This is a genomic window from Microbulbifer sp. A4B17 (assembly GCF_003076275.1).
Taxonomy (GTDB): Bacteria; Pseudomonadota; Gammaproteobacteria; order Pseudomonadales; family Cellvibrionaceae; genus Microbulbifer.
In genome coordinates this window covers 2,688,217-2,711,563 of sequence record NZ_CP029064.1, presented here as the reverse complement: position 1 = coordinate 2,711,563, position 23,347 = coordinate 2,688,217, and the positions used below count along the sequence as shown (strand labels likewise).

Sequence of the window (23,347 nt, the reverse complement as noted above, 5' to 3'; positions counted from 1 at the left end):
ATGTACAGAATCGGTCGAAGCCGTGGCTTTACGCTGATTGAGCTGTTGGTAGTGATCGTCATCATCGCTTCTTTGGCGGGGATGGCGACTCTGTCGATGGGGAACTCGGCTGGGCGTGTCTGGCAAAAAGAAGCCCAGCGCCTGTCAGCCCTGTTGCAGTTGGTGGCAGACCGGGCCCTTATTGACAAAATGCACTATGGCGTTGTTTTTGAGCAGGGCACCTACAGTGTGGTGCATTTTGAGCAGGAAACCATGACTTGGCTGCCGTTGGATACGGTGGTGACTGGCAGGCGCGCTGCGCGTTTTGCCACCCATGAACTGCCGGAAATTATCCGACTTGAGGTAATTACCGAGGCTGAACTGCCCTCGGTAGAATCAACGGAGTTTGCGGAAGAGACCGATGAAGATCGTGTGATCCCGCAGTTTGTCGCCCTCTCCAGTGGAGAGGTACTTCCAGTGGAAGTTGCCATGTACCTTGTCGAGAATGGTGACGATGTTCGTGGTGCAACCATTTCTTACACCAGTCTGAATGGATTGCAGCTAGAGTGGCAGGCCGATGAATTTTAAGGGTACCCAGCGCGGCTTTACTCTGGTTGAAGTTCTGATAGCCCTGGTGATTTTTGGGGTTATTGCTGCGAGTGTTTTGCAGGCTATGCAGCGCAGTGTTCGCCAACAGCGGGTGATGGAAGATCGCCTCTCTGCAAACTGGGTTGCCCAACAGGTACTCTCCCAGGTTCGCGTGCAGACTCCCTGGCCCCCATTGGGTGAACAAACAGATCAGGTGGTACTCGGACAGCAGGAGTGGGAAGTGACTGCTCGTGTGGAAGCCACCAGCAATGAGCGCTTGCGCCATATCATTATTGAGGTAGGCCACCTGGATGCAGAATACCCAACCTTGACCCTGGATGCCTGGGCTGCGGAGGAGTAACTGAAATGTCTATGCGCCTTCCCAGCCAATCGGGCTTTACCCTCGTTGAAGTTCTCGTTGTTTTAATCCTGGTCGCGATTATCAGTGTTGGCTCTTTTTCTCTGTTGGGGCTCTTTTTTGATACCGAAGAGATGGTGGACCAGAGAGCGGAGCAGCTGCGCCGCTTTTCCATGGCGATGTACCGCATAGATAATGATTTCCGCCAGGTTACTGCTCGTGCAGTTAAAAATGCCTATAGCGGCTACGAGCCCGCGTTGCGCGGTGATGAAGACGAGCTGGAGTTTACTCGTCTTGGTGCGGCAAACCTCACTGGTGAACCTCGGGGAGAGTTGTTGCGCTTGAGCTATAGCATCGGTTACGCCGAGGATCTTGAATCTGACTCTCTGACTATCGGTACTGGAGAGGAGGGCGAGGATATCGGTGGGCTGCTGTTGCGCGGTCGCTGGCAGGTCTTGGATCGATCTCCCGATTCTGAGCCCATCGCTGAGCCCCTTCTAATGGGGGTTGAAAGCTTGAGTCTTCAATATCTGGACCCGGACAGCAATGCCTGGGTTGCTCAGTGGCCGCCCCTCAGCACAACTACTTCCACAACCGAAGCGGATACGCGCCTTCCCCAGGCTATAGAGTTCGTCATTGTCACTCGGCAGTACGGGGAGATTCGTCGTGTTTTCCAGATACTATCAGAGGAAGACAGCTCTTCTGATGACGACGGTGATGATGGCGACGGTACTTAGGCAATGAAGAGTAGAAACATGCCGACGCTGCTGGGTGGTCAAAGAGGGGTAGCTCTGATTGTTGTATTACTGGTGATGGTGATAGCCATCGCGGCAGTGTCCCACGCCATCTTGCGGGATCAAATCGCGATTTCTCGTAGCGGTGCACTGCTTGCTAATACGCAGCTTGCAGAATTTGTTGAAGCTGCTGAAGCCTGGACTCGGGTAGCACTGTTGGAGGATTTCGAGGAAGACCAGGAAGAGGAGGAAACTGCGGATCACGCCCTTGAGGCCTGGGCATTCCCAGTTCTGCAGTTTAATCCGGATAACGGTAAGATTCGCATGAATATCAAGGACTTACATTCATGTTTTAACGTGAATAATTTGTCTGATAGCAGCGATAGTGATCAATTCGAGATCTTCCAGCGTTTGGTGAATAACGTCACTGGCAAGTCTGAGTTGGCCAAGTCAATTGCAGACTGGGTGGACGACGGCGATACCCCGCGAACCTCTGGGACAGAGGACGACGGCTATCTCGGTAGGGAACTTGCCCATAGAACTCCGGACATAATGATTAGTGATATCTCTGAGTTGTCATCGGTAGTGGATATGGAGATGGAGGATTGGCAGAAGCTAGTGCCTTTTCTCTGCGCCCTCCCGGAAACAGGAACCCTGGTAAATATCAACACGGCTTCCGAGGAGCTGATTGAGGCGGTTGAACCTTCTGCGAGTGTTTCCAAACTGGTACAGCTCCGCGAGTCTGGTGGCTATATCAGTGATTCGAGTGAATATGCGGACTACGAAATCGCCAACTCGGGACCTTTTACCTATCAAAGCCAGCACTTTCTGGCGCGTATTGCTGTCCAACTCGGGGAAGATGGCGAATACCGGCAGTATTGGGAATCCGCCCTTGTTCGGGATAGCACAGATGGCTCGGTTCGGGTACGCCAGCGCCAGCGCCGGGCCTTTTCTGGTCAAATGATGCAGGAGCTACTCGACTACGAAAGCACTGAAGAGAGCGAATAGTTAGAAATTGTATGTTTAAAAAGAAAAGCATTAACGAGATTGAAGCCCCTGCAGCGCCCCCACAATCGTCTTTGGTTCTGTTGCGGCTGAGTGAAACAGCTGACCTGACTCTGCGCTTGCATCAGTGGCAAGAGGGTATCTGGCAACAGGTTGCCCTGGATGAGGAATTTGCCCAGGCATTTAATCCGGATTTTGTAGTTCCAGAGGAGGAGCCCGAAGTTCCTCAGCTCAATCTGCCCCAGGGAGCTAAGGCGCTGCTAATGGTGCCAGGTAACTGGGTATGGAGCGGCCTCGAAACCATACCCAAGGCCGCTCGCCGCCAGGCCAGTGCCATTGGCTATATGGTTGAAGAGCACTTGGCCCAGGATGTGGAGGATTTGCATTTTGCTTGCAGGCCCCGGTCCGGTGACCTCTGCAGTGTTTACGCTATTGATATAGAAAAAATAGAAGCGCTTCACTCCCAGATGGAGCGCCTCCAATGGCCGTTAGCTGCCGTAGTGCCCGAATATGAATTACTGAGTTTGATCGACGGTGATATTCGCCTGTGGCTGGATGGCGGGCAGGCGCATATCTGGAAAGGTGCCGGGCAGGGCCTGACGGTGAATCGCGACTTCCTGCAGCCGTTACTGGGCTCACTGCTGGATGATGGCGGCGATACTGAAACCGACGGAGATGCCGAAAGTGGCGAGCCGATCGATAGCACGAAGGTGGTGTTGCTAGGTGCTGGCGAATCTGATGGGCTGGTTGTTGCGGAGCTGGAATCCCAGTTTGGTGACGGCTTGCAGCTGAACCAGCGCCCAGCGGAAGAAGTTTTGATTGAACGATTTAAGCCGGGATCCCTGACAAACCTGTTAACCGGGGATTATCAGTTATCCAGTAGTAAGAGTGCTGCGGTTTGGTGGATGCGTCCGGCAAAGGTTGCCGCAGCCTGCTTTGTTGTCCAGTTGTTGTTCTTCGTAGGGGCCGGAGCTTTTTATCAGTGGCAAGGTAACCAAGCTGAAAACGAAGCCCGGGCGATGTTTACCGAGTTGTTTCCCAATACACGGCCGTCCGCACAGATGCGCCGGCAGCTTGAGGGCTTCCTGAAGGGTGCGGGAAATCAGGGCGGTGCTTTTTCTAACCAGATGCAGCAATTAAGCAAGATTTGGATCGCTCACAAAGGCGGCGCACTGAAATTGCAGTCACTGCGTTTTGATGGTCAGCGTGGGGAAATGGTATTGCAGCTTCAGGCAGAAAACCTGTCGGATCTGGATGCATTTGTCAGCAAGCTATCTGGCGGCGGTATTAAAGCGGACCTGTTAGGTGCGAATGAATTGAAGAAGGGCGTTTCAGGTCGTATCCGCTTACGTTAAAGCCAGCGGTGTAATTGAGCAGCCAAACGTAAGAAGAGATTGGTGGTAGCAACATAATGAAAGAACAGATCGAACAGTGGCGCCAGAAATGGCAGGCACTTCCGCCCAATGACCAGAGAGCTCTGGGTCTGTTGAGTATATTCGGGGCGATTATTTTTATTGTCTATGGTTTGTACTCCCCAGCAAAAGGCTTTTTTGATGAGTCCCGCTTGCGAGCTGAGGAAACCCGAGAACTGGTAAACTGGATGCAAAGCCAGCGCCCAACACTGGAGCGAATTAAGCCAGCTGGCGGCGGTTCAAGCGGCGCTTCAGGAACTCTGCTGCAGCGGGTCACTGGTGCTGCCAAACAAAACCAGATTGTAATCAAGCGCTTTGAACCAGAGGGTGATAATCGTATTCGCCTGTGGATAGAGGAAGTCCGCTATCAAGATCTGCAACCCTGGCTCAATCGTTTGATGCAGGAAAAAATGGCGGTTCGGACAATCAACCTCGATGCTCTTGCCGACGAGGGTATGGTATCTGCCCGATTGACGATTGAAGGCTAATAGTCACCCATCACTGAACGGCCTGAGTATAGAATTCAGGCCAGTTCCCCCAGCTACCGCTTACGTAAATTCCTTGGCCAGGAGGTTTTAGGCGGAATTGTCATCTTTAGCCCTATACTAGTTTAGTAACGAGGAAAAAGGTGCCACTATGCTTTTTAAAGACATATCCTCCAAGCATTTGGTAGAAGTGGCTGATATCGTCACACTTTCCAATCCTTACGAGCTGACTGTAGTCGGTCGCTACCTTTGGGGAGAGGAAATTCAAGATCCCGAAGTTTTCGATAAAACTGACTTATGCTTCCTGTCTGGTGAACCGCTCCCGAGGTGCTGGCATGATAGCCGCTACCGGGATAAAGAAGTCCGCAGGCTTCGTTGTGGCACTCACGCTTCAGAAGATGGGGATTACTATCAAGGGGCTTGAATCTATAGTTACGCCAAATGAAGCGGTGATCGACTAGATTTTACCAATGACTTACCAGTTGCCTTTAAGCACTGTACAATGCGCGCCAATTTTTTAAGCGAATGTACGCATGACATTTGAGCAGTTTGAAGAATACTCCCTGTGGTTGGGAATCGGTGCACTCATTCTATTCATGGTGTTTATCGTTTGGAATCTGGCAAAAGATTCCAAGGCCGGGAGATTTGGAACCTTTATTTTGTTCCTCGCCTTGGGCCTCGGGTTGCTCGGATTTCTTATAAAAACCGTTATGGTTGAAGTACTCGGAATAGGCTAGGGGGCTTCAATGGCATCGGATACCCAGTCTCCCAGGGAAGGTCACAATGTCCATATTTGATCGCCCTGAACTCAAGGTTCAAAAAGACAGACGTATTTGCCGAGCAACGGATATGCGTATCGCCAAGTATACCCGGCGAGGCATGGTGCTCTCCCTTTTTGCGTTTCTGATTGCCGCCTCTATCGGTGATATGCGTCTTGAGGCTCCACGCCTGTTGTTGACTATGGGCGTCGGCCTGGTAGTGCTGACCCTGATTAGGGGCTACTACGTTTTTCGCTTTGACCATCTCTATAGTTCCGGACCCAATCGCTGGCGCAATCGCTACTTTTTGTTCTCGATTATCGGTTCAGCCTGGTGGGGCATTACCCTATTTTATTTTGTCTACTTGATGGGGTTCGCTCCCGAGACCCACTTTCTGTGGATCTACTCCGTAATCTTTTGCTCCAGCGTTACAACCGTATTCTCTCCCTATCACCGATTCCTGTCCTGGTTCACCGCAACCTCTCTATTACCCGCAGCGCTAATGGCCCTGTTCTCAGGCATGATTCTAGGGACTATCTACGGGACCCTTACGCTCGCCTTTATCTGGTTGACAGCTCATCAGGGACGGCGTGAGTCCGAGAACTATTGGGAGCGCCTGTCAGCGATGCAAGAGTTGCAACAGCGGGCCAGCAGTTTGGCTGCTGCGCGCAAACACTCTGAAGCGGCAGTTGAATTGACCAATGAGTTTATTGCCAATATCGGTCAGGAATTTCGCAGTCAGTTGTCTGACTCCCTTGGTGCCCTGGCACTGCTGGAAGCAGAGCCATTAAGCGACAGACAGCGGGAGTGGGTGGAGCTGGCCAAGACAGCCAGCAGTCAGCAGCTTAAGCTGGTTGATAATGTAGGCCTGTTCACCCGTGTGGCACGCAAAGATATCCGGTTGCGCCAGGGACCTTTTAACCTGGTCAAGACAGTCGAGAAATCGTTCAAATTTGCAGCGAGAGCAGCCCATAGCCAGGAGTTGGAGTTCAACTTCCAGATTGATGACAATCTCCCGGTGATGGTGATAGGCGATAACCGCAAGACAGCCCAACTGATACGCAACCTGGTGGATTCTGCTACAGGCATTGCCCAGAGAGGAGAATTGTGGGGGGAGGTATCTTACAACCCGATCACCACGGTTGAAGGCCAACTCTCGATCACCCTGATGGATGACGGACGCGGTGAGATATTGCCGGATGAGAGCGAACTGTTCGGTGCCTTCTCCCGTATGGATACCACCCAGGTAACTACGGGCCTTGGCCTGTCGATTGCCAAGGGCCTGGCAGAGGCCATGGGGGGCTATCTACAGTTGCATTCAACACCGGATGGCAACCGGTATCAGGTCGTAATCAAGTATTCCACCGAACAAAACCAGAGGACTTATCTCACCCCCGACCGCAAGTTACAGGATACTGAAGTTCTATTGATCCACCAAAAAGGACTGTTTATCTCCGGGCTTGTGCAGGTGCTGCGCTCTTTTGGGATGGATGTAAAATCTATTCGCTGGTGCGAAGGTTGTGAGTGTGAGGTTCAACAGCTACTTCGCCAAGCGGTTGAACGTGATCAGCTGGTAATGATGGCGCCGGCAATGGGGGACTCAACTCTCTTTAATTGCATCACCCCCTTCTTTGAAAAATCCCAAGGGGAGGGGGACAAAGAAAGCCGCCTGGTATGCCTCGGTGGCTTTGGGCAGAAAAGTGAGTTCGCTCACCTCCAGCAGTTATTGCCATCAGCCCAGTATTTGGGGCGTCCTGTAACCCGTAAAGAGCTGCACGATGCCCTGGTCGCTTTATTGTTTGGTGGGGTAAAAAGAAGTTGTCGCAGGGTAGTTACGGGAGGCGCCGACCAGCCACGCCATTACTCTTTGCTATTGGTCGAAGAGTCTCGTCCCCACCAATGGGTGACCGAAGAAATGCTTCAGGCTTTAGGTTATCAGGTAGATATAGCTGTAGACGCGGATGATGCACTGGTTCGCCTGTCGGAGGGTCATTACGACCTTGTGTTGGTGGACTGCCAACAAAATACGGACCACAGCGCCCAGATTATCGAAATTCTGCGTCGCTGGGAATCTGAGCATCGTCCGGATGACCGTCTGCCAATTGTTGCAGTAACCAGTACCACTGAAGAGCAGTTTGAAGGCCGATGCCTGGCTGCCGGTATGGATGATTATCTGACAAAGCCTCTCAGTAAAGATCTCCTTCGGGAAACCCTGGCTCGCTGGTTGGGTAGTGCCTAGCTTATTTGTCTTGCTTTGATATTCAGTATAAAAGCCGCAAGTAAATGCGGCTTTTTTATTTCCAATTGCTTATATTTTTCGCCTTGCGGCTTTTGATGGTAAGCAGAGTCCCAGCTTTGAAAACTGATTCACTCAGTAACTACTGAAATAATTGGTAGAAATAGCTGATTTTTGGAGTAGTGAAACAAAAAAGGCCACAGTAAAACTATGGCCTTGCTGTGAAAGGTAAGATCAGAATTCGTAGCGTATTCCCATTCGTGCGCTCCACAGGGAGGCATCGGTCACTCGGGTTTGCCCTGCTGGGTCTAGGAACTCCTCGAACACATAGCGCCCCTGATCATCAATGGTTGCAGTTACTGCAGACTGGTAGCGAGGGAATCCACCTTCATACATGACACCCCATTCGTCATTTAGCAGATTGCCCAGGTTTTCAATTACAAAATACGCGTTTACCCGGTCTTCCGCACGCCATCCTGGTAGTTGTTGGTCTATACGTAGATCGAACTTTGTCCACCAATTACTGTTAAGTGAATTGCGTTCCATAGTCCCGCTATCCAGGTCTTCAGAGTCGACCCAGGCAAAGAAGGCATCAGTATCGAAGTCATCTGCAAATACAACATTGACATCATCGGCACCCGTGGGCACGTAGAGCAAGCCACGCCCCCAACCGGCATCACCAAAGATCTGGTCGCCAAATGTGTAGCTATAGGGAACACCTTCGTTGGCAGAGCCGAATAAGGTGAAGCGTGTTTCGTATCCCGCGAAGAACTCCTGAGTGTAGTCCAGCTTCAAGGTGAAGCGATGTGGAACTACATAGTTGGAAGTTGCAGTACCTGGGTCCTGTGCATCCGCAGTAGCGATAGTCGTGTAATTGGAGTAGGCCACTGAGCTCGTCATTGGGTTAACATCTTCAGCTTCAGTAAAGGCGTAACCAACTGCAACACTCAGTCCGAAGTCGAAAGATTTGCTCAAACCAAGAGAGAAAACGCTGGAATAGCCTGAGTCGCCATCCACATTGGTCAGCATAAAGTCTTGGCTACGACCATTGGTGCTGTCATAAATTGGGCGTCCGTCGGCAGTAGTACCAACCTGTTCAAGCGAAATGTCTTGAATAATAGCGGCATCCTGATAATCGCTGTACAAATAGTCTGCGGAAACCAAGTATCCTGAATCAAACTCGTAGCTACCACCAATTGCGTATTTCCAAATGGATGGCAGTTCAAAATCCGGGTCCATCAAGTTAACCCCGCCTACGGAGCCATCGCCATTGGCGACCATGTCGTAGAGTTCTTGAGGAACTTCATAGATTGGATCGCCATTGTTGGTCCAATCCATATCGAATAGTGAGGTACCGCTTCTATCCTGCGCTTCAATTTGAAGTACGCCATTGTTGGAGTAATTATTGGAGATCCACACATTGGGGTTACCACCGGAATAGAGGCCGATACCACCGTGTAGTTCTAGGTTGTCATCAACATTCCAGCTGAGCCCGAGGCGTGGCTGCAATAGATCCAGGCCATCCATGTTGTGCTGGTTGGAGAAACCATATGTGGAAAAGATATCAGCATTTGCCACTGGCTTATCATCGCTGCTATAGCGATCGTAGCGCAGGCCGGCGACAACGGTCAGGTCGAGATTTGCAAAGGTGTATTCGTCCTGAGCGTATAGGGTGTCGATGCTGTAACTAAATTCAGCGGCGGCATCCAGGATATTGTTGGTGCCGGCCGCATTTTCATAAGTGACTCGGTTGGTGATGCCAGCTTCAAAATCTTCAATGCTATCAAAGCGGTATTCGCCGGCAGCTTCCTGGATAAACAGGTTGTAAACATCGAAGTTTTCGTGCTCATAGCCTGCAGTTAAATTGTGTTCACCAAATAGCAGTTTACCTGCGAGCTTAAAAGTAAGGTTTTCATAGCTCAACTTGTTCGCATGACGTGAGTCATCTGCTCCCAAGTAAACCGTTGCACGGGAATCACTGCCATCGTTATCGTGGTCATTATAAGTGGTGATTTGTACTTCACCGAAATCAGTTCCACCCAGGGAGTTTTGGCGATTGTCCAACTCCGAGTAGCCAATTTTCATCTCAGTGGAGAAGATGTCGCTCCAGTCTGAGAACAACTGAGCCACGTAAGAGTTGAGTTCTGCACCGCGTTCATAGTAGTGGTTAGATAATTCGAGCTCATCGGCATCGCCATCGGCTTCAGCGATAGAGAAACCATCGTTATAGTTGTAGGTAAATGCCGCGCGATGGTCGTCGGAGATGTTCCAATCCAGTTTAACCAGAAGTTTTTCGTCTTCCTCCGGCAGGCTGGTAGGCAGTCCTCCTGGGTTGTAACCATATACTTCATTAGAGATACGGATAATTTCATCAAGTTGTTCCTGAGAAACACCCTGGACTTCAGTTGCGGAGCTGCTACCGGCTGGGCCGCGATCAAAAGTGGCAACGCCCTCTAGTTTTTCATAGGCAGCAAAGAAGAACAGTTTGTCTTCAATAATGGCCCCGCCCAAAGTGGCGTTGTAACGCTTTTCTTCAAAGCTAGCCACATCGATATCGTCACCCTCGAGGGAATCGCCGCGGAATCCATCGTCGGTGTAATCATAGAAAAACGAACCATGCCACTCATTGGTGCCGGATTTGGTAACTGCGTTGATGTTACAAGCGCTGAAACCGCCATACTGGACATCAAAAGGGGCCAGCTCTACGGCTACATGATCAATGGCATCATAGGAGAATGGCATGCGTTCGGTAGGGTAGCCATTACTATTCAGGCCGAAGTTATCGTTCATACGAACGCCGTCAACGGTAAGGCTGTTGAAGCGAGGGTTAGCGCCGGCACATTGGATGGCATCTACGTTGGCTTCGTCAACATATACACGTGGGTCTAGGCGCAGGACGTCTTTGATATCCCGGTTTACGGATGGGGCACTTGCCAGGTCATCGCTGTTGAAGTGAGAGGAAGGGCCTACTGCCAGGCGGGATGTGCTGAGAGCCTGACCCAAAACGCTTACTTCCTCCAAGCTGGAGGAGCTGAGGGTCAAGCTCAGGGGAAGGGTATCACCTACGGAAAGATAGATATCCTCGATTACACGCTCGCCTTCGTCAGATTCAATGGTGACCGTGTAGGGGCCACCCACACGAAGGCCGCTAAGGTTGAATTGACCTGAATCGCTGACTTCGACTACACGGCGACTATTGGATGGGGTATGAATTACTGTTACTTTGGCATCGCTAACTGCTTGGCCATTGCTACCTGTAATAGAACCGCGGATACCTGCTGCGGTTTCTTGTGCATGGGATACCTGCGCCAAACTGGCTACGGAGATAATCGCCGCGGATAACAATACGCGCGGGAACAGAGAAGGTTTCATAGCTTTTTCCTGGTCTAAAGAATTGCCAACTCAAGTGGCCCAAGTAATTGTCGAGTTTTGCTCTTGCAACTTAGGTTCCAAGTTTCAGTTAAGGTGGTTATGTAATTTTTTTGAGTACTGGATAAGAGCTGAAGCGATTATGTAGCGCGCATGTAAATAAATTATTACAGCCGTGAACTTGTCACAAATGGGCGTTAAAGTAGGCAGCAAATTTACCCGGACGGACTTACCTGATGAGCATACGAATAATAGTAACGAGTATCTTCGTTGCACTGTTCGGACTGACAGCTATGACGCAAGCACACGCCTGGGGGGATGATGGCCACCGGGTAGTAGGGGAGATTGCATGGCATTACCTCGACCCCGAAGTAGCTGATGAAATTGAGCTATTACTGGAAGAGGCGGGAGAGCCACATCTGGCTGAGTCTACAACTTGGGCAGATCGAATTAGAGCTGATGAAAGTTACAATTGGGCTGCACCGCTGCACTATATAAATTTGTCTCGTAATTGGAACACTTATGTAGAAGCGCGTGATTGCCCACCTGCCGGCTGTATTTTGCAGGCAATTCAAAATTATCAGGAGGTATTGGCAGACCGGTCTCGCACAAAAATAGAGCGTGCAGAAGCGCTTATGTTTATCGCACACTTTGTTGGCGATCTTCATCAACCACTACATACCGGTTTGTTTTCTGATAAAGGCGGGAACGATGTTCAAGTCCAGTTCTATGGAGTTGAGACAAATTTGCATGCACTTTGGGATATTCATTTGGTTTCCCGCCTTGTTTCGGACTGGCAGGACTATGCCCAGGAACAAACAGAAAAGATCAGCGGGGCTGAAAGGCAGCTCTGGCAGTCCACTTCGGTTGCGGTTTGGGCGCAGGAATCGCATAAGCTGGCCCATAGCCTAGCTTATACAACCGAAACACAGTTAGGGGAAAAGTACTTCTTGCGTTGCCAAGAGTCTGTTGAAATACGCTTGCAGCAGGGTGGGGTCCGTTTAGCAGCTGTATTAAATACAGCTCTGGGTACCCCGGCAATCGATGTCGCCAACAATTAGTCTTTTAACGGTTTGCCATAATCTATTTTCTGGTTGTGGCTAACCGGCCGCAGTGTACTTTCAAAATTAGCCAGTATTTTCTTGGCTTTTTTTATGCTTATTGATAGATCGATTGCAGTATCATCAATTGCTCTATTAAAAGCTGCTCATTGCCCTGAATAATATACTTTTCAAGTTGATTATTTTGAAATCCTTGTGAAATTTGCAATCATTATTTCGCTTTAGCAATATCATCAGGTATGAAGAGTCTGGGACAATAGCCAGTTATGATCCCCGAAATTTCCAGGGTGGATTACGGATCTCAAAGCAGTCGTGGGGCCGTCAAGTAAGCTTCTCACGATAGCTGGATTTAGAATCCATGGAATATCCAATGCGTCTGATCCAGAAAGAGTTGGCCTTGGATGCCAATTTTTTTGAGTATATTCATGTTCGTATACTCGTTACTGTGAAAATTCTTAATAAGTTTTCAGCTTTTATCCATGGCGCAAGATAGGTTAATAATTTTCATTATGAGCCTGTAATACACAATCTTAATGTTACTTTGACTGAGGCAATGGTTTTATTGTTATTATCAAGCAGATTTTAAGTTCATCAAGCTTCGCGATTCACCTTAGTCCCCAAACCTTTTCCTCTCTTTGAATCGAAAACCTCTTGTATTGACACGATGGTACCAGTTTGATATCAAATTATTCCGAGTAGCGTAGCGAATCAATCATTTTGCATTTAGCCCTGATAAATAAGAATCATGGTTCAGCGGTTTACAAGGCAAATTGTGTGAGCTCTTAAGCTATTAAAAACAAGACACTAATACTGGCGTAGTTTATTCACAGACGTTATGGAGGATGTAGGCATGAGCGGAAGAGGTTTTAATCCTAGGGCGTGTCAGGGACACTTTGCGGGCATTTGTTTCGTGTCCAGTTTGCGGTCATACAGCTCTTTCTTTTCAAGATTTTATGCGCAGTGGCAGGGTAATGGTGGAGTCGAAAGCTCCCTGGGCAGAACATGGAATGGGCATACTGCTCTAATAACGGGTAACAATGGTGTTATTGATACCATTGTTGGTTGGGACCCTAACAGCTCCTGGGATGCATTCAAAGGATCTGTTGGTGGACGACACAATAATATGCGACCAATAGATGGCCGCTGGCGCGATGACACAGGAATGAATGCTGATCCAACAGCTCAATATTATGGGATGCAAGTTTCTCAACAAGAGTACACAAGTTTCAGGAACTTCTTGCGACAAGAGCTTCTGGGTACCCAGGGTTACGGAAGTCATCTCGACAATATCGGAATCACATTCCACTACGCATTTGCCCCAGGTAAGTGGATGGAGAGACTGAGTTCCCTGGAGGGTAATAATAATGGTCAGTTACAAGTTATCTCTAACTGTTCAGATGCTGCCTTCCATGTGCTTGCAAGCTTCCTTTATGAGTGGCGCAAAGGGAATTTGGTAACTGAACTGGCATCCTTTATGAATAATGGGGATGAAAAAAATAAAAATATGTCGCAAGGTCGCTTGATGCAATGGTCAAGCCAGATGGGGCAGCAGAGTTAGTAACCCTGTCAGATAACCAGGCGGTGCAACTGGATCAAAGTTCGTACCGCTTGGTTATTGAGTAATAAAAGAATCCACTGCTAAAGCAGGAAAATTGCTAATTTCTTCAGTCTGCAAATCGGCGTTATGGAACTTCACGCCCCCTGGAAGCAGTCCAAATTTTATACCATTGCTCTCTATTCAGGTTAAAATTCAGGCTTTCAATTGCAGATTCAATACGCTCAATTTTACCCGATCCCATGATCGCTAAAGGCTTGGAAGGAAAGCGGCGCACCCACGCATAGATAACCTGGTCAATATTGTTTGCACCGATTTCGTCCTTGATTTCCTTCAAGGTGACACGTAAGCGTTGTGCCTGGCTATCTGATCCATTAAATATTCTCCCTCCTGCTAAGCAAGACCAGGCCATAGGGCGAACTCTATATTGCTGTAACTGATCCAGGGTTCCATCTTCAGACACATTGAAATTCAAGGGATTAATCTCTACCTGATTGGTCACCAATGGAGAATTTAGCCTGGACTGCAGCAGATCAAATTGCTGGGGAGTGAAATTGGAGACACCGAAGTGTTTTACTTTGCCGGCTTTTTGAAGTTCAGTAAATACACTGGCAACCTCATCTGCATCCATTAAAGCATCAGGCCGGTGGAGAAGCAGGATATCAATATGTTCTACTCCGAGACGGGACAGAGAGTTATCCACTGAGAACTGAATATGCTTTGCACTGGAATCATAGTGCTTAACTGTTCTCCCCGGATATTTTTCAGAGAGCAATTTGATGTTGCATTTGGTGACAATCTCAATTTGGTTGCGAACTGACTTATCCAGCTTCAGTGCTTCTCCGAACAGTTGTTCGCAGGAATAGTCCCCATAAATATCCGCATGATCGACAGTGGTAATTCCCTTGTCTAGATGCTGTTTTAGGAACGTTAAGCGCTCCTGCGGGGTTAAATTCCAATTGTCTATACGCCAATAGCCTTGAATTAACTGTGATAACACCGGCCCATTGGGGGACACTAACACTCTCTCCACCACAAGATACCCACTATATTTAAAAGCCTTAGAGTATTCTTGTTCGTATCGATTCTCAATGGTTTAAGTAGAGTACGGGATAGCTTACTTTCAGCTTTTGATTATGCTGTAATTAGCGCATTGATCACTACGTATACAGCTACAGTTAGCGATAAAGTTGGCGTCGCGACTCTTGGGGTGCCTTAAAATACGTAATCACAGGGCGGACCTTGAAGGACACAGCTGCTGTGTTGCAGCTCTTGCAAAGGATTAGGGATATTCGTGGCGAGCTGCACCTAACATCTGAAGCTTTCAAGACCCGCATAGATATTACGGAATTATTCAGAGGCTCTCTAGGTCTTTGCAGTAGGTGGACTAAAATACAGAACAAATTATTAACTTCTATCTTTAATACGTTTCTTTAGCGTATTAAGAAAGCTTCGCGATACAGGAATAAGTGTATCTGAGCTAGATAATCGAATAAAATGACGTCGTGATTGTATTTTTAGTTCAAGTATCCGGCTGCTATTGATGATATAACTTCGATGCAATCGGTAAAATACTTCACCTGGTAGCTGTTCGCATAATGTGTCCAGTGTTATTTCGGAAATAATAGTAGCTGTTTTGTGTAGTTCAGTGCCTGTCTCAGTTAGGTGTATACGGCGATAGCGTCCGATACTCTCAATATAGTTAATGTGTGTATACTCAATCACTCTCTGTTGTTTGTGATCGCTCAATACTAAACAATTCTTGCAGGTTGATTTTACTTTCTTTTCTATAGCGTATAATTCCTGCCATAATATTTTGTGAATGCTTTTAGTAATTATTTCTGGTCGGGCAGGTTTCACCAGGTAGTCAATAGCATTGGTATTAAATGCGCGTAATGCATAGTGTTCATAAGCGGTCAAAAAAACCAGCTGATAATTAACATGTTGGGTTTTCATAGCAACATCAAAACCAGTAACTTCTGGCATTTCAATATCAAGGAAGACAATATCGGGGCATTTCACTATTATTGTTTCTATTGCAGACTTGCCATCTGTTGCTTCTCCCACGATTTTCAGCTCATCAAAATTTTTAATTACTTCTTTTAAGTTGTGTCTTGCGGCAGCTTCATCATCAATGATAACGACAGTTTTTGGTTTCATTTCTATCTTCTGTTATTGCCATGTCTACACACGAGTTGTGTTCTGGGAAGCAAATCTCTAAGCTTGCGCCCTCGCTGGTTGAACTCAGTTTCATTGAATGGCCACTGTTAAAAAGTAACCGTAGGGTTTCGGCTAAGATGCGCAACCCTTCGCCAAATTTAATATTGCTATCATCAAATGGTGCTCCGGTATCATGGACTGCTATCTCCATATTGCCATTATTTAGTTCTACATTGATACTTACATGGCCTTTTTGAGCTTGTGGTGCTAGACCGTGTTTGATGGCGTTTTCTGTTACAGGAAGCAGTAGTAAAGAGGGGATCAGTTTTTTGTTCAAGCTGGGTGAACAGTCTATGTCAAATGTAAAGCGATCCTCAAATCGTTTCTGCTGTAATATCAGGTATAACTCCACTAGTTGTAATTCTTCTTCGATCGTTACCCATTGTCTTTTGGTTAGCCTTACAGTTTCCCGCAATAAATCGGAGAGATTGTAAATAAGCTCTGTTGCTTTCAGTGGGTTTCGGGATGTCTCCGTTGCTATTAGGTTTAGCGTGTTAAACAAAAAGTGAGGGTTAGATTGCATTTTTAGGACTTGTAATTCTGATTTTTGTGTATGTAAGTATGACTGGTAGTAGTCTTCCTGTTGTTTGAAGATATACATCACAGACAAATAGACAAAAGACTCAAGTAGTATAATTATTATCGGTAAAAATTTAATTTTCGGTGCATTTGGTTGAGGGGTGATCTCTACGATTGGTGCAGTTCCAATAAATATAAAGATAATTACAGTAAGCCTGAATAGCCACCAATAATGCTGTCCTATTGTTATTTTTAGTTTTAGCTTGAGTATTTTTTCAATGAGACTGAATAATAGGTAGCCAGTTAGAAATGTACCCCATATTTTTATTATGGCCAGTAATAATGTGTAGGTAGTAAGAAGTTTAAGAGAATACAGTACAGTGGAAATGATAAGAATGTTTAGTAATGGCCAAACCACTAAGAATATCCATACCTGGATCAGCCTCCTGTTTCCAGACCAAGGTGGTTTCCTTTTAATCTTTGTCATTTGAAATGTCAGCTAAGCCTGTTGGAAATGTAAGTAATGAATTATATCGAGCGCCTCGGCTAATTTATAGTTCGCTAAACCACCGTTTAGTCTGAAATCTGCACCACTGATGCGTCGTTAGGCATACATATCTTCGCTTGTCAGTTCTTATACAACACCATTTATTTAAATCACTCCTTCCTGGATGCCACTATTCAATTTTCGTCATTAAGAAGGTTGCTTGCGTATATGTAAAGATTCAGGCGGTAACGGGACTTAACAGTTGCTGACTGACTTAGAGGGATGACCTTAATTTTAATAATGTAGTAAAGGGCTGTGATGTACTCATGGCTATACCCAATATAGAGTTATATATAGATTTTTGGCAGATATAGGTGTTTTTATATCGGGGTACCTTAAATCTGGGCTTCTCTATAGCAATGAAGTTAAAAAATATTTCCAGGACTTGCTAATGAAATAGGGGGAGCTACTAGCTATTCTCTGTTTGAGACCTCCGGGCCAATAAGTGGTACGCAAATAAGTTGCGATAAAAATTATTGAGACCGAACAGTTTCGGTAGTTGTTTTAGCGGTCTGCATGATTAACAATAGCATCAGCGATATGTACACAAGCCGAACTTTGGCAAAAGCCAAAGAAAATAAACAAAAATAATGTAGTGGGTGTACGCATATGGAATTGGTAGCCATGCGCCGGAGCTTTAAACTCTTGTCTCTGCTTTTGGTACTAAATGTCATTCAAGGATGCTCTGAACCTCCGCAGGATACTGAAAAAAGTCGGGCATTTTTAACTCAAAGAGCGCTCTCCCTAGCGCCCACTGATCCGGAAATCGCTGAAATATATACCCGTACTTGCCGCAGCTGCCACAGCACTGGCGCCAGCGCGGCGCCCCTTACCGGGGATTTGGCCAACTGGAAGCCCCGACTGGAAAAGGGAATGGATGTGTTGGTGGAAAATGCGATCAATGGCTTCCAGGGCATGCCGCCACTGGGTCTTTGTTTTGAGTGCTCTCCCGAGCAGTTCGAACAATTGATCGTCTTTATGGCTACAGCGGAGTAGGGATATGGGATTTAGTCGTCGTCAGTTTATTAATTCCATCGCTATTGGCTCCGCATCACTGGCCGCCGCGCCAATTTCGTCGGTTGCTCGCACCTTATTGCAAACTGCAGCCCCTTCGACAAAAAGGACTGGGGTGCGCTGGCGGAATTGGTCCGGCTCACAAGAGTGCATGCCTATCAATCGACTGGCCCCCAAAGACATTCCAGCATTACAGACGGTGATTGCAGAAGCGCAAGGTACCGTGAGGGCGGTAGGCGCAGGTCATTCCTTTACCGCACTGGTACCCACAGACGATACGATTATCTCATTGGGTCGTATCGCCGGTGTCGCCGATCACGATTCCGACAAGATACAGGCAACGATCTACGCAGGCACCCGGGTGGCAGATATCGGGCAGCCTCTTGAGCAGATCGGTCAGGCGTTGATTAACCAACCGGATATTGATGAGCAGACTTTAGGTGGCTGCCTGGCAACCGCGACTCATGGCACTGGTGCTGGCTTGGGGTGTATGTCCAGCTATGCAACGGGTATGGAGCTAGTGACCGCAAGTGGCGATACGCTCTGGTGCGATAATGAGCAAAACCCGGAGGTATTCGCGGCAGCGCAAGTATCCCTCGGTAGCCTGGGCATTGTAACCAAAGTGCGTATGCAGAACCAGCCCAGCTATCGCCTGCGCCGTGAGTCCTGGGTGGCGCCCCTTGAAGAGGTTCTTGATCAGGCACCGGCACTGGCCGAAGCCAATCGCAATTTTGAGTTTTACTATATCCCGTTCTCAGGGATGTGTATGGCGGATTCCCACCAGCCAACTACTGAAGAAATCTTCTCTACAGAGCGGGAAGATACCAATGAAGCCGTGATGACGCTGAAATCCGTGCGTGATTGGCTGGGCTGGTCGCCGAAGCTCCGCCAGTTTGCACTGCAAACTGCGATGGAAGATATTGAAAGGGAAGTGGTGGTTGAATCCTCCTGGCGGAATTATGCCAGTGAGAGAAACGTGCGCTTCAATGAAATGGAATACCACTTGCCCCGTGAGGAGGGCCTAAAGGCCTTTGTGGAAATACGTCGTACGATTGAGGACAACAATCTGGATGTCTTCTTCCCCATCGAAGTGCGTTTCGTTAAAGGTGACAATATCTGGCTGAGTCCTTTTTACAAGCAAGATTCGGTATCCATCGCAATACACCGCTACTTTGAAGAGGATCACCAGCCGCTGTTTCAGGCTATTGAACCGATTATGCGGAAATATGGTGGCCGTCCACACTGGGGCAAGTTAAACAAGCTGCAAGCCCAGGACTTTGCAAATCTTTATTCTCATTGGCGGGACTTCCTGGAAGTTCGCCGCGAACTGGACCCCAATGGAAAATTCTTAAATCCCTACCTGAAAATGCTTTTTACCTGAGTAGGCCAAAATCACTCAACAGTGAACCCTCTAGGAGGAAAGCACAATGGATATCAAGCGCCGCAAACTAATACTGGGTGGGGTAGCGCTGGGAGCTGTAGCCGGTGTCGCCGCACTGCGCCCTAAAGTACAGGGGCAGGGCGGGCACAGCGATTACTTTTCCAGTGTTTCGAAGGCCCTGGATAACGCTGGTTTTTCCGGCCCCACATTAGTGATAGACCTGGAAAACCTTAGAAAAAATACCGATATATTAACCAGCCATCTCAATGGTCAATACGATTACCGCATAGTGGCCAAGTCTTTACCCTCGCTCAACTTATTGGATGTTATAACTAAGCGGACAAATACCAATCGCATCATGGTGTTCCAGTTGCCATTTCTGCAGCAACTGGTTAAATCTTATCCTGACAGCGATATTTTGCTAGGTAAGCCTCTCCCCATTGCTGCAGCTAAAGCCTTCTATTCCGGCAGAAGGGCGGAGTATTTTGACTCCACGCAGCAATTACAGTGGTTGGTGGACAGTCCCCGCCGCCTCGATCAGTACGCCAGCCTGGCGCGTTCCGTCGGGCACACTCTGCGTATCAATATTGAGATAGATGTGGGTCTACACCGAGGAGGGGTTGCCAATGGGGAAGAGCTCTCCGCAATGCTTAGTATTATCCAGCGGGAACCCCAATTGGAGTTTGCCGGCTTTATGGGGTACGACGCCCACGCCGCAAAAATGCCGGGCATTCTCGGTGGGCCTGAAAAGGCAATCTCTCGGGGATTGGATATTTACCAGAGCAGGGTAGAGCAGGCTAAAGCTCAATTGGGTGAGGCATTCCCTAAGGCGGCGACAATGAATGCGGCCGGAAGCCCCACCTACCAACTGTACAAATCTCGTGCAGGCAGGGCGCCCTGTAATGAGATTGCAGCAGGCTCCTGTCTGGTTAAGCCGGCGGGCTTTGATATTCCCACCTTATCCGATCATTTACCGGCCGCTTATATCGCGAGTCCAGTACTGAAGAAGTTGTCGCAGACACAGATACCCGGTATTGAAGGGCTCACCGGCCCCTTTAATTGGTTAAACCCAAACCGTGAACAAAGCTTCTTTATCTCCGGCGGCTACTGGAAAGCAGAGCCTGAATCACCGAAAGGTTTATCGATCAATCCCATCTATGGCCGCTCCAGCAACCAGGAAATGCTGAATGGCTCCAAGAGGGTGCTATTGAATGAAGATGACTGGATCTTCCTAAGACCCACGCAGAGTGAGTCGGTGTTCCTGCAATTTGGTGATATCGCGGTTTACAGTAAAGGCGAGATTGTGGATCTATGGCCGGTATTGGGAAATACCTGATAGTTTTCCGACCTGGTGTGGTGGGCAAAATAACTAGTATTGGAGATATCGATGATCTATGAAGTTGTTTTGGTGTTAAACACAATTTGGTTTTTGATGGGATTTAATGTCTTCTCTTTACGAAACCATATATTTGCCAAATTGCTGGTGCCTAGAGAACAAAGAGATACGCCTGTATTTGACATTCTGGCAGAGTCGGGAAAGTTTCTTGGCGGTTTTAATTTCTCATTGGCCTTCCTTAATATTTTATTACTGATTAGTCCCTCTGTATTTGCAACGGACTTGCAGCGTGCCACGCTGCTGTTGGCCTTTGCCGTCACTCACGGAACACAGTTTATTTACAATCTCCCTGTAGCCCTACGAAACCGTAAAGGTGAAGGGCCCTGGCAGGTTAAAGGTGTGATGCGCTTTATCTTTGTCACTGACTTTATAATGATGTCCCTGAATCTAGTGGCTGCACTTTGGTTCCTCTTCCAATAACTGTAGATATTCAGTGACGATCGACCACTATAAAGCCTGTTGTGGTCGATCCTGGTCAGCAGTAAGTTGTGCTGTCGAGTGCGATCTGAGTTCGAAAGGCTAATCTCATGAAGCTTGATATTTGATTGTTTAAAGGGCTAGAAAATAACGTAAATTGCGCTGTACTAGGATCATAATTTTTGTATGGGTACTTTGTGCTCGGTTGGTCTTCGGCTTTATAAATGTTAGTGAAGATATTGAAGGCTAGAGATTGGAGGGCGCCTACCTTTCAGTAGTATTTTTTCGGGTAGGCGAAATTATTAATTAAATTGCTGAACTTCAAAAAAGCCTAAAAGCTCGTCCTTTCGACCAATATTTTGCGTGTAAAAGGTCCACTGACCACTATCATCTCGAACCCCGAATACCCGTGCACAGGTATCGTAGTATGCGGTACCAAGTTTTGCTTGCTTTTTCTTGAAGTTTGCTCCTTTTCTACCTCCTTTGGGGCCACCTATTGAAAGTCGCCTCTCTCCGGTTACATCGGGAGTTTTTACCATCTTCTCCAGCTCATCTCTTTGCTTGCTCCCCTTGATAGTCCCGCCTTGGGAAACATCACCTGCAACATGGATAACCGTTACACTTTTACTCTGGTCGTCATGGAACTTGAAGGTCATTCGACAATTGCTGAGGTGGGAGGTAAAGAAGTAAGGGGGACTTTTACTATTTAGAGTTACAGGCACAGCTTTTTGTCGAGCCCAGGTGAGATATGTTGCTTTCTTGCCAGAATTTCCGCTTTTTACCATCATGATTTTGTTGGGTTTTACAAATTCAAAATCAAACTCAATTTCGTAGGCATCTGGTTTGCTGTCGAAGGCCTCTGTATTAAAGTCGAGTTCATAGGTTTTGAAGGCTAATTCAAAATCTTTTTCTAATAAGCTGATAAAGTTATCATAACTTGGCATGGCTCAATCCTTATGTCGCCGGCTGTTTTGATATAAGTGGTTTGGCTTGGCTTATTAGTACTAGCCCTCCCTTTTAGTTATTCATAGATAAATATACTTTTGGCATAATTTCTATCTTTCAACTTAGCATACCCCTCATTATGTCTCCAAGAAAATCTACGGGTAGCTTGAAGTAGATCAATTTTTATTTTTCCTGTGAGGTTGTTATATGTCCAGTGTGTTGGTGACTCGGGATATAAGTTTGCAATCGAATATAAATTTTTTCGAATAGTAACGAGAGAAAAGTGATTCTCTAATGGCGATCTTGATCAAACCAGTATCAGTGATCGATATGATTTAAATAGTAAAGCGAGGGGTTTTAGTTTTCTTCTATCGTCCATTCAAGTTTTCGTAGATGAAATCCACGCAGAGCTTTATTTTGGGAATTTGGTATTTAGTGCGCTCATAAAGAAGAAATACTCCCAGATCGCCACCGGGGCTGACTGAGACTTTACCCTCGCAAGGTACCTGTACAAGCTCCCCTGTATCTAGATAGTTACAAATACTCCAGGAAGGTACGCAGAACATACCGCGGTGATTGAGTGCGGCTGCTGTTAATGCTTTGCCGTTATTGCTGATAACTTTTGGGGTCAACTTCAGGGGCTCCCAGTGCTCGTCGTTGAGTATGTACCACTCAATAACGCCACGCGGCCCCCGGTATTGCAAGGTAGCAATTGACTCGATCGCCGACTTGTTTAAGGGGAGGCCATAATCCAACTTATCGATAAACTGCGGTGTAGCCACGAGGGTGAACTCATTATCCGATAGGCGTTTGGCAATGACATGCTCGTCAGGCACAATCCCTCCGCGAATCGCGATATCAATGGGGTCTTTGCCCAGCTGCGACAAGTCATCGTTATAACTTAAGTCGAATACGATGTTAGGGTATTGCTCTGCAAATTGCTCCAGTAAGGGGGTTAGGTGCTGTTCTCCGTAAGTAGGGAGGCAGCTGATGCGTATTAGTCCGCTGGGCGCTTCAAATGTCTGACTGACCAATTCATCGGCTTGTTCGAGTTGGCGAATAGCCTTGCTTACCATGGAGTAGTAGAGCTTGCCGAGTTCAGTAACCTTTACCTGCCGAGTACTGCGCTGCAAAAGCTCGACCCCTAAAGAGTGTTCCAGGTCTTTCACTCGTCGGGATATTGAGGAGGCGGGAACATGAAGCTCCTCGGCAACCGCTGTAAAACTACTCAGTTCTACCACTCGCTTGAAATAACGTAACGCTCTTATTTTGTCCATAATCGCCTTGATAATATATCAAAATCTCAAAGAAATTAGCTGATTATTGTCATAAAGACAAAAGAATTCTACCGTTTGGTGTCTGTTTTCG

General features: G+C 47.4%; 21 protein-coding genes. 15 read left to right on the top strand and 6 right to left on the bottom strand.

Annotation, left to right across the window (positions count from 1 at the left end; genetic code table 11):
- From gspH to BTJ40_RS12035, 9 genes are all read left to right on the top strand, one after another.
- Positions 1 to 567, top strand: a complete 567-nt coding sequence (gene gspH / locus BTJ40_RS12075) for a type II secretion system minor pseudopilin GspH (protein WP_108733330.1) — start codon at positions 1 to 3, stop codon at positions 565 to 567.
- Positions 557 to 928, top strand: a complete 372-nt coding sequence (gene gspI, locus BTJ40_RS12070) for a type II secretion system minor pseudopilin GspI (protein ID WP_108733329.1) — start codon at positions 557 to 559, stop codon at positions 926 to 928. The genes gspH and gspI overlap by 11 nt, the downstream gene beginning before the upstream one ends.
- A gap of 5 nt (positions 929 to 933) precedes the next feature.
- The gene (locus BTJ40_RS12065) at positions 934 to 1,662 is read left to right on the top strand and encodes a type II secretion system protein GspJ (RefSeq protein WP_108733328.1); all 729 of its coding nucleotides are present in this window, start codon (positions 934 to 936) and stop codon (positions 1,660 to 1,662) included.
- Between the two features lie 18 nt (positions 1,663 to 1,680).
- Positions 1,681 to 2,667: a type II secretion system minor pseudopilin GspK gene (gene gspK, locus BTJ40_RS12060; protein WP_108733327.1), complete on the top strand. Its 987-nt coding sequence runs from the start codon at positions 1,681 to 1,683 to the stop codon at positions 2,665 to 2,667.
- 11 nt (positions 2,668 to 2,678) lie between these two features.
- Positions 2,679 to 4,019, top strand: coding sequence for a type II secretion system protein GspL (gspL, locus tag BTJ40_RS12055; protein ID WP_108733326.1), 1,341 nt, complete (start codon positions 2,679 to 2,681; stop codon positions 4,017 to 4,019).
- Positions 4,020 to 4,075: 56 nt separating this feature from the next.
- Positions 4,076 to 4,564, top strand: a complete 489-nt coding sequence (gspM, locus tag BTJ40_RS12050) for a type II secretion system protein GspM (RefSeq protein ID WP_108733325.1) — start codon at positions 4,076 to 4,078, stop codon at positions 4,562 to 4,564.
- A 148-nt stretch (positions 4,565 to 4,712) separates the two neighbouring features.
- Positions 4,713 to 4,985 carry an acetyltransferase gene (locus BTJ40_RS12045; RefSeq protein ID WP_108733324.1) on the top strand — a complete coding sequence of 91 codons (273 nt, stop codon included), beginning with the start codon at positions 4,713 to 4,715 and terminating at the stop codon, positions 4,983 to 4,985.
- A 109-nt stretch (positions 4,986 to 5,094) separates the two neighbouring features.
- Entirely contained in the window at positions 5,095 to 5,298 is a 204-nt protein-coding gene (locus tag BTJ40_RS12040; protein WP_108733323.1) for a DUF2788 domain-containing protein, read from the top strand.
- Positions 5,299 to 5,344: 46 nt separating this feature from the next.
- On the top strand, positions 5,345 to 7,558 hold the full coding sequence (locus BTJ40_RS12035; protein WP_108733322.1) for a response regulator: 2,214 nt from the start codon (positions 5,345 to 5,347) through the stop codon (positions 7,556 to 7,558).
- Positions 7,559 to 7,789: 231 nt separating this feature from the next.
- Here BTJ40_RS12035 and BTJ40_RS12030 read toward each other — a convergent pair whose 3' ends face one another.
- Positions 7,790 to 10,927, bottom strand: coding sequence for a TonB-dependent receptor (locus BTJ40_RS12030; RefSeq protein WP_108733321.1), 3,138 nt, complete (start codon positions 10,925 to 10,927; stop codon positions 7,790 to 7,792).
- A 233-nt stretch (positions 10,928 to 11,160) separates the two neighbouring features.
- On the opposite strand from BTJ40_RS12030, the gene BTJ40_RS12025 reads away from it, so the two are divergent.
- Together BTJ40_RS12025 and BTJ40_RS12020 are read left to right on the top strand one after the other, a co-directional pair.
- Entirely contained in the window at positions 11,161 to 11,985 is an 825-nt protein-coding gene (locus BTJ40_RS12025; protein ID WP_108733320.1) for a S1/P1 nuclease, read from the top strand.
- A gap of 910 nt (positions 11,986 to 12,895) precedes the next feature.
- Entirely contained in the window at positions 12,896 to 13,543 is a 648-nt protein-coding gene (locus BTJ40_RS12020; protein ID WP_108733319.1) for a hypothetical protein, read from the top strand.
- Positions 13,544 to 13,667: 124 nt separating this feature from the next.
- Here the strand turns inward: BTJ40_RS12020 and BTJ40_RS12015 are convergent, their stop codons facing one another.
- From BTJ40_RS12015 to BTJ40_RS12005, 3 genes are all read right to left on the bottom strand, one after another.
- Positions 13,668 to 14,558, bottom strand: coding sequence for an aldo/keto reductase family oxidoreductase (locus tag BTJ40_RS12015; RefSeq protein WP_238151991.1), 891 nt, complete (start codon positions 14,556 to 14,558; stop codon positions 13,668 to 13,670).
- Positions 14,559 to 14,947: 389 nt separating this feature from the next.
- Positions 14,948 to 15,700 carry a LytTR family DNA-binding domain-containing protein gene (locus tag BTJ40_RS12010; RefSeq protein WP_108733317.1) on the bottom strand — a complete coding sequence of 251 codons (753 nt, stop codon included), beginning with the start codon at positions 15,698 to 15,700 and terminating at the stop codon, positions 14,948 to 14,950.
- Positions 15,672 to 16,766, bottom strand: coding sequence for a sensor histidine kinase (locus BTJ40_RS12005; protein WP_108733316.1), 1,095 nt, complete (start codon positions 16,764 to 16,766; stop codon positions 15,672 to 15,674). The genes BTJ40_RS12010 and BTJ40_RS12005 overlap by 29 nt, the downstream gene beginning before the upstream one ends.
- Positions 16,767 to 17,435: 669 nt before the next feature.
- Here BTJ40_RS12005 and BTJ40_RS12000 point away from each other — a divergent pair.
- Genes BTJ40_RS12000 through BTJ40_RS11985 form a run of 4 tightly spaced genes read left to right on the top strand, consistent with a single transcriptional unit; the run spans position 17,436 to position 21,037 of the window.
- Positions 17,436 to 17,822, top strand: coding sequence for a cytochrome c5 family protein (locus tag BTJ40_RS12000; RefSeq protein WP_108733315.1), 387 nt, complete (start codon positions 17,436 to 17,438; stop codon positions 17,820 to 17,822).
- Between the two features lie 4 nt (positions 17,823 to 17,826).
- Positions 17,827 to 19,221, top strand: a complete 1,395-nt coding sequence (locus tag BTJ40_RS11995; RefSeq protein ID WP_108733314.1) for a D-arabinono-1,4-lactone oxidase — start codon at positions 17,827 to 17,829, stop codon at positions 19,219 to 19,221.
- 46 nt (positions 19,222 to 19,267) lie between these two features.
- Entirely contained in the window at positions 19,268 to 20,557 is a 1,290-nt protein-coding gene (locus BTJ40_RS11990; protein ID WP_108733313.1) for a DSD1 family PLP-dependent enzyme, read from the top strand.
- A gap of 51 nt (positions 20,558 to 20,608) precedes the next feature.
- A complete protein-coding gene (locus BTJ40_RS11985; RefSeq protein WP_108733312.1) occupies positions 20,609 to 21,037 on the top strand; it encodes a hypothetical protein in 429 nt (142 codons plus the stop codon).
- Positions 21,038 to 21,336: 299 nt separating this feature from the next.
- Here BTJ40_RS11985 and BTJ40_RS11980 read toward each other — a convergent pair whose 3' ends face one another.
- Both BTJ40_RS11980 and BTJ40_RS11975 read right to left on the bottom strand, forming a co-directional pair.
- A complete protein-coding gene (locus BTJ40_RS11980) occupies positions 21,337 to 21,978 on the bottom strand; it encodes a hypothetical protein (protein WP_108733311.1) in 642 nt (213 codons plus the stop codon).
- A 369-nt stretch (positions 21,979 to 22,347) separates the two neighbouring features.
- Positions 22,348 to 23,256, bottom strand: a complete 909-nt coding sequence (locus BTJ40_RS11975; protein WP_108733310.1) for a LysR family transcriptional regulator — start codon at positions 23,254 to 23,256, stop codon at positions 22,348 to 22,350.
- Between the last annotated feature and the right edge of the window lie 91 nt (positions 23,257 to 23,347).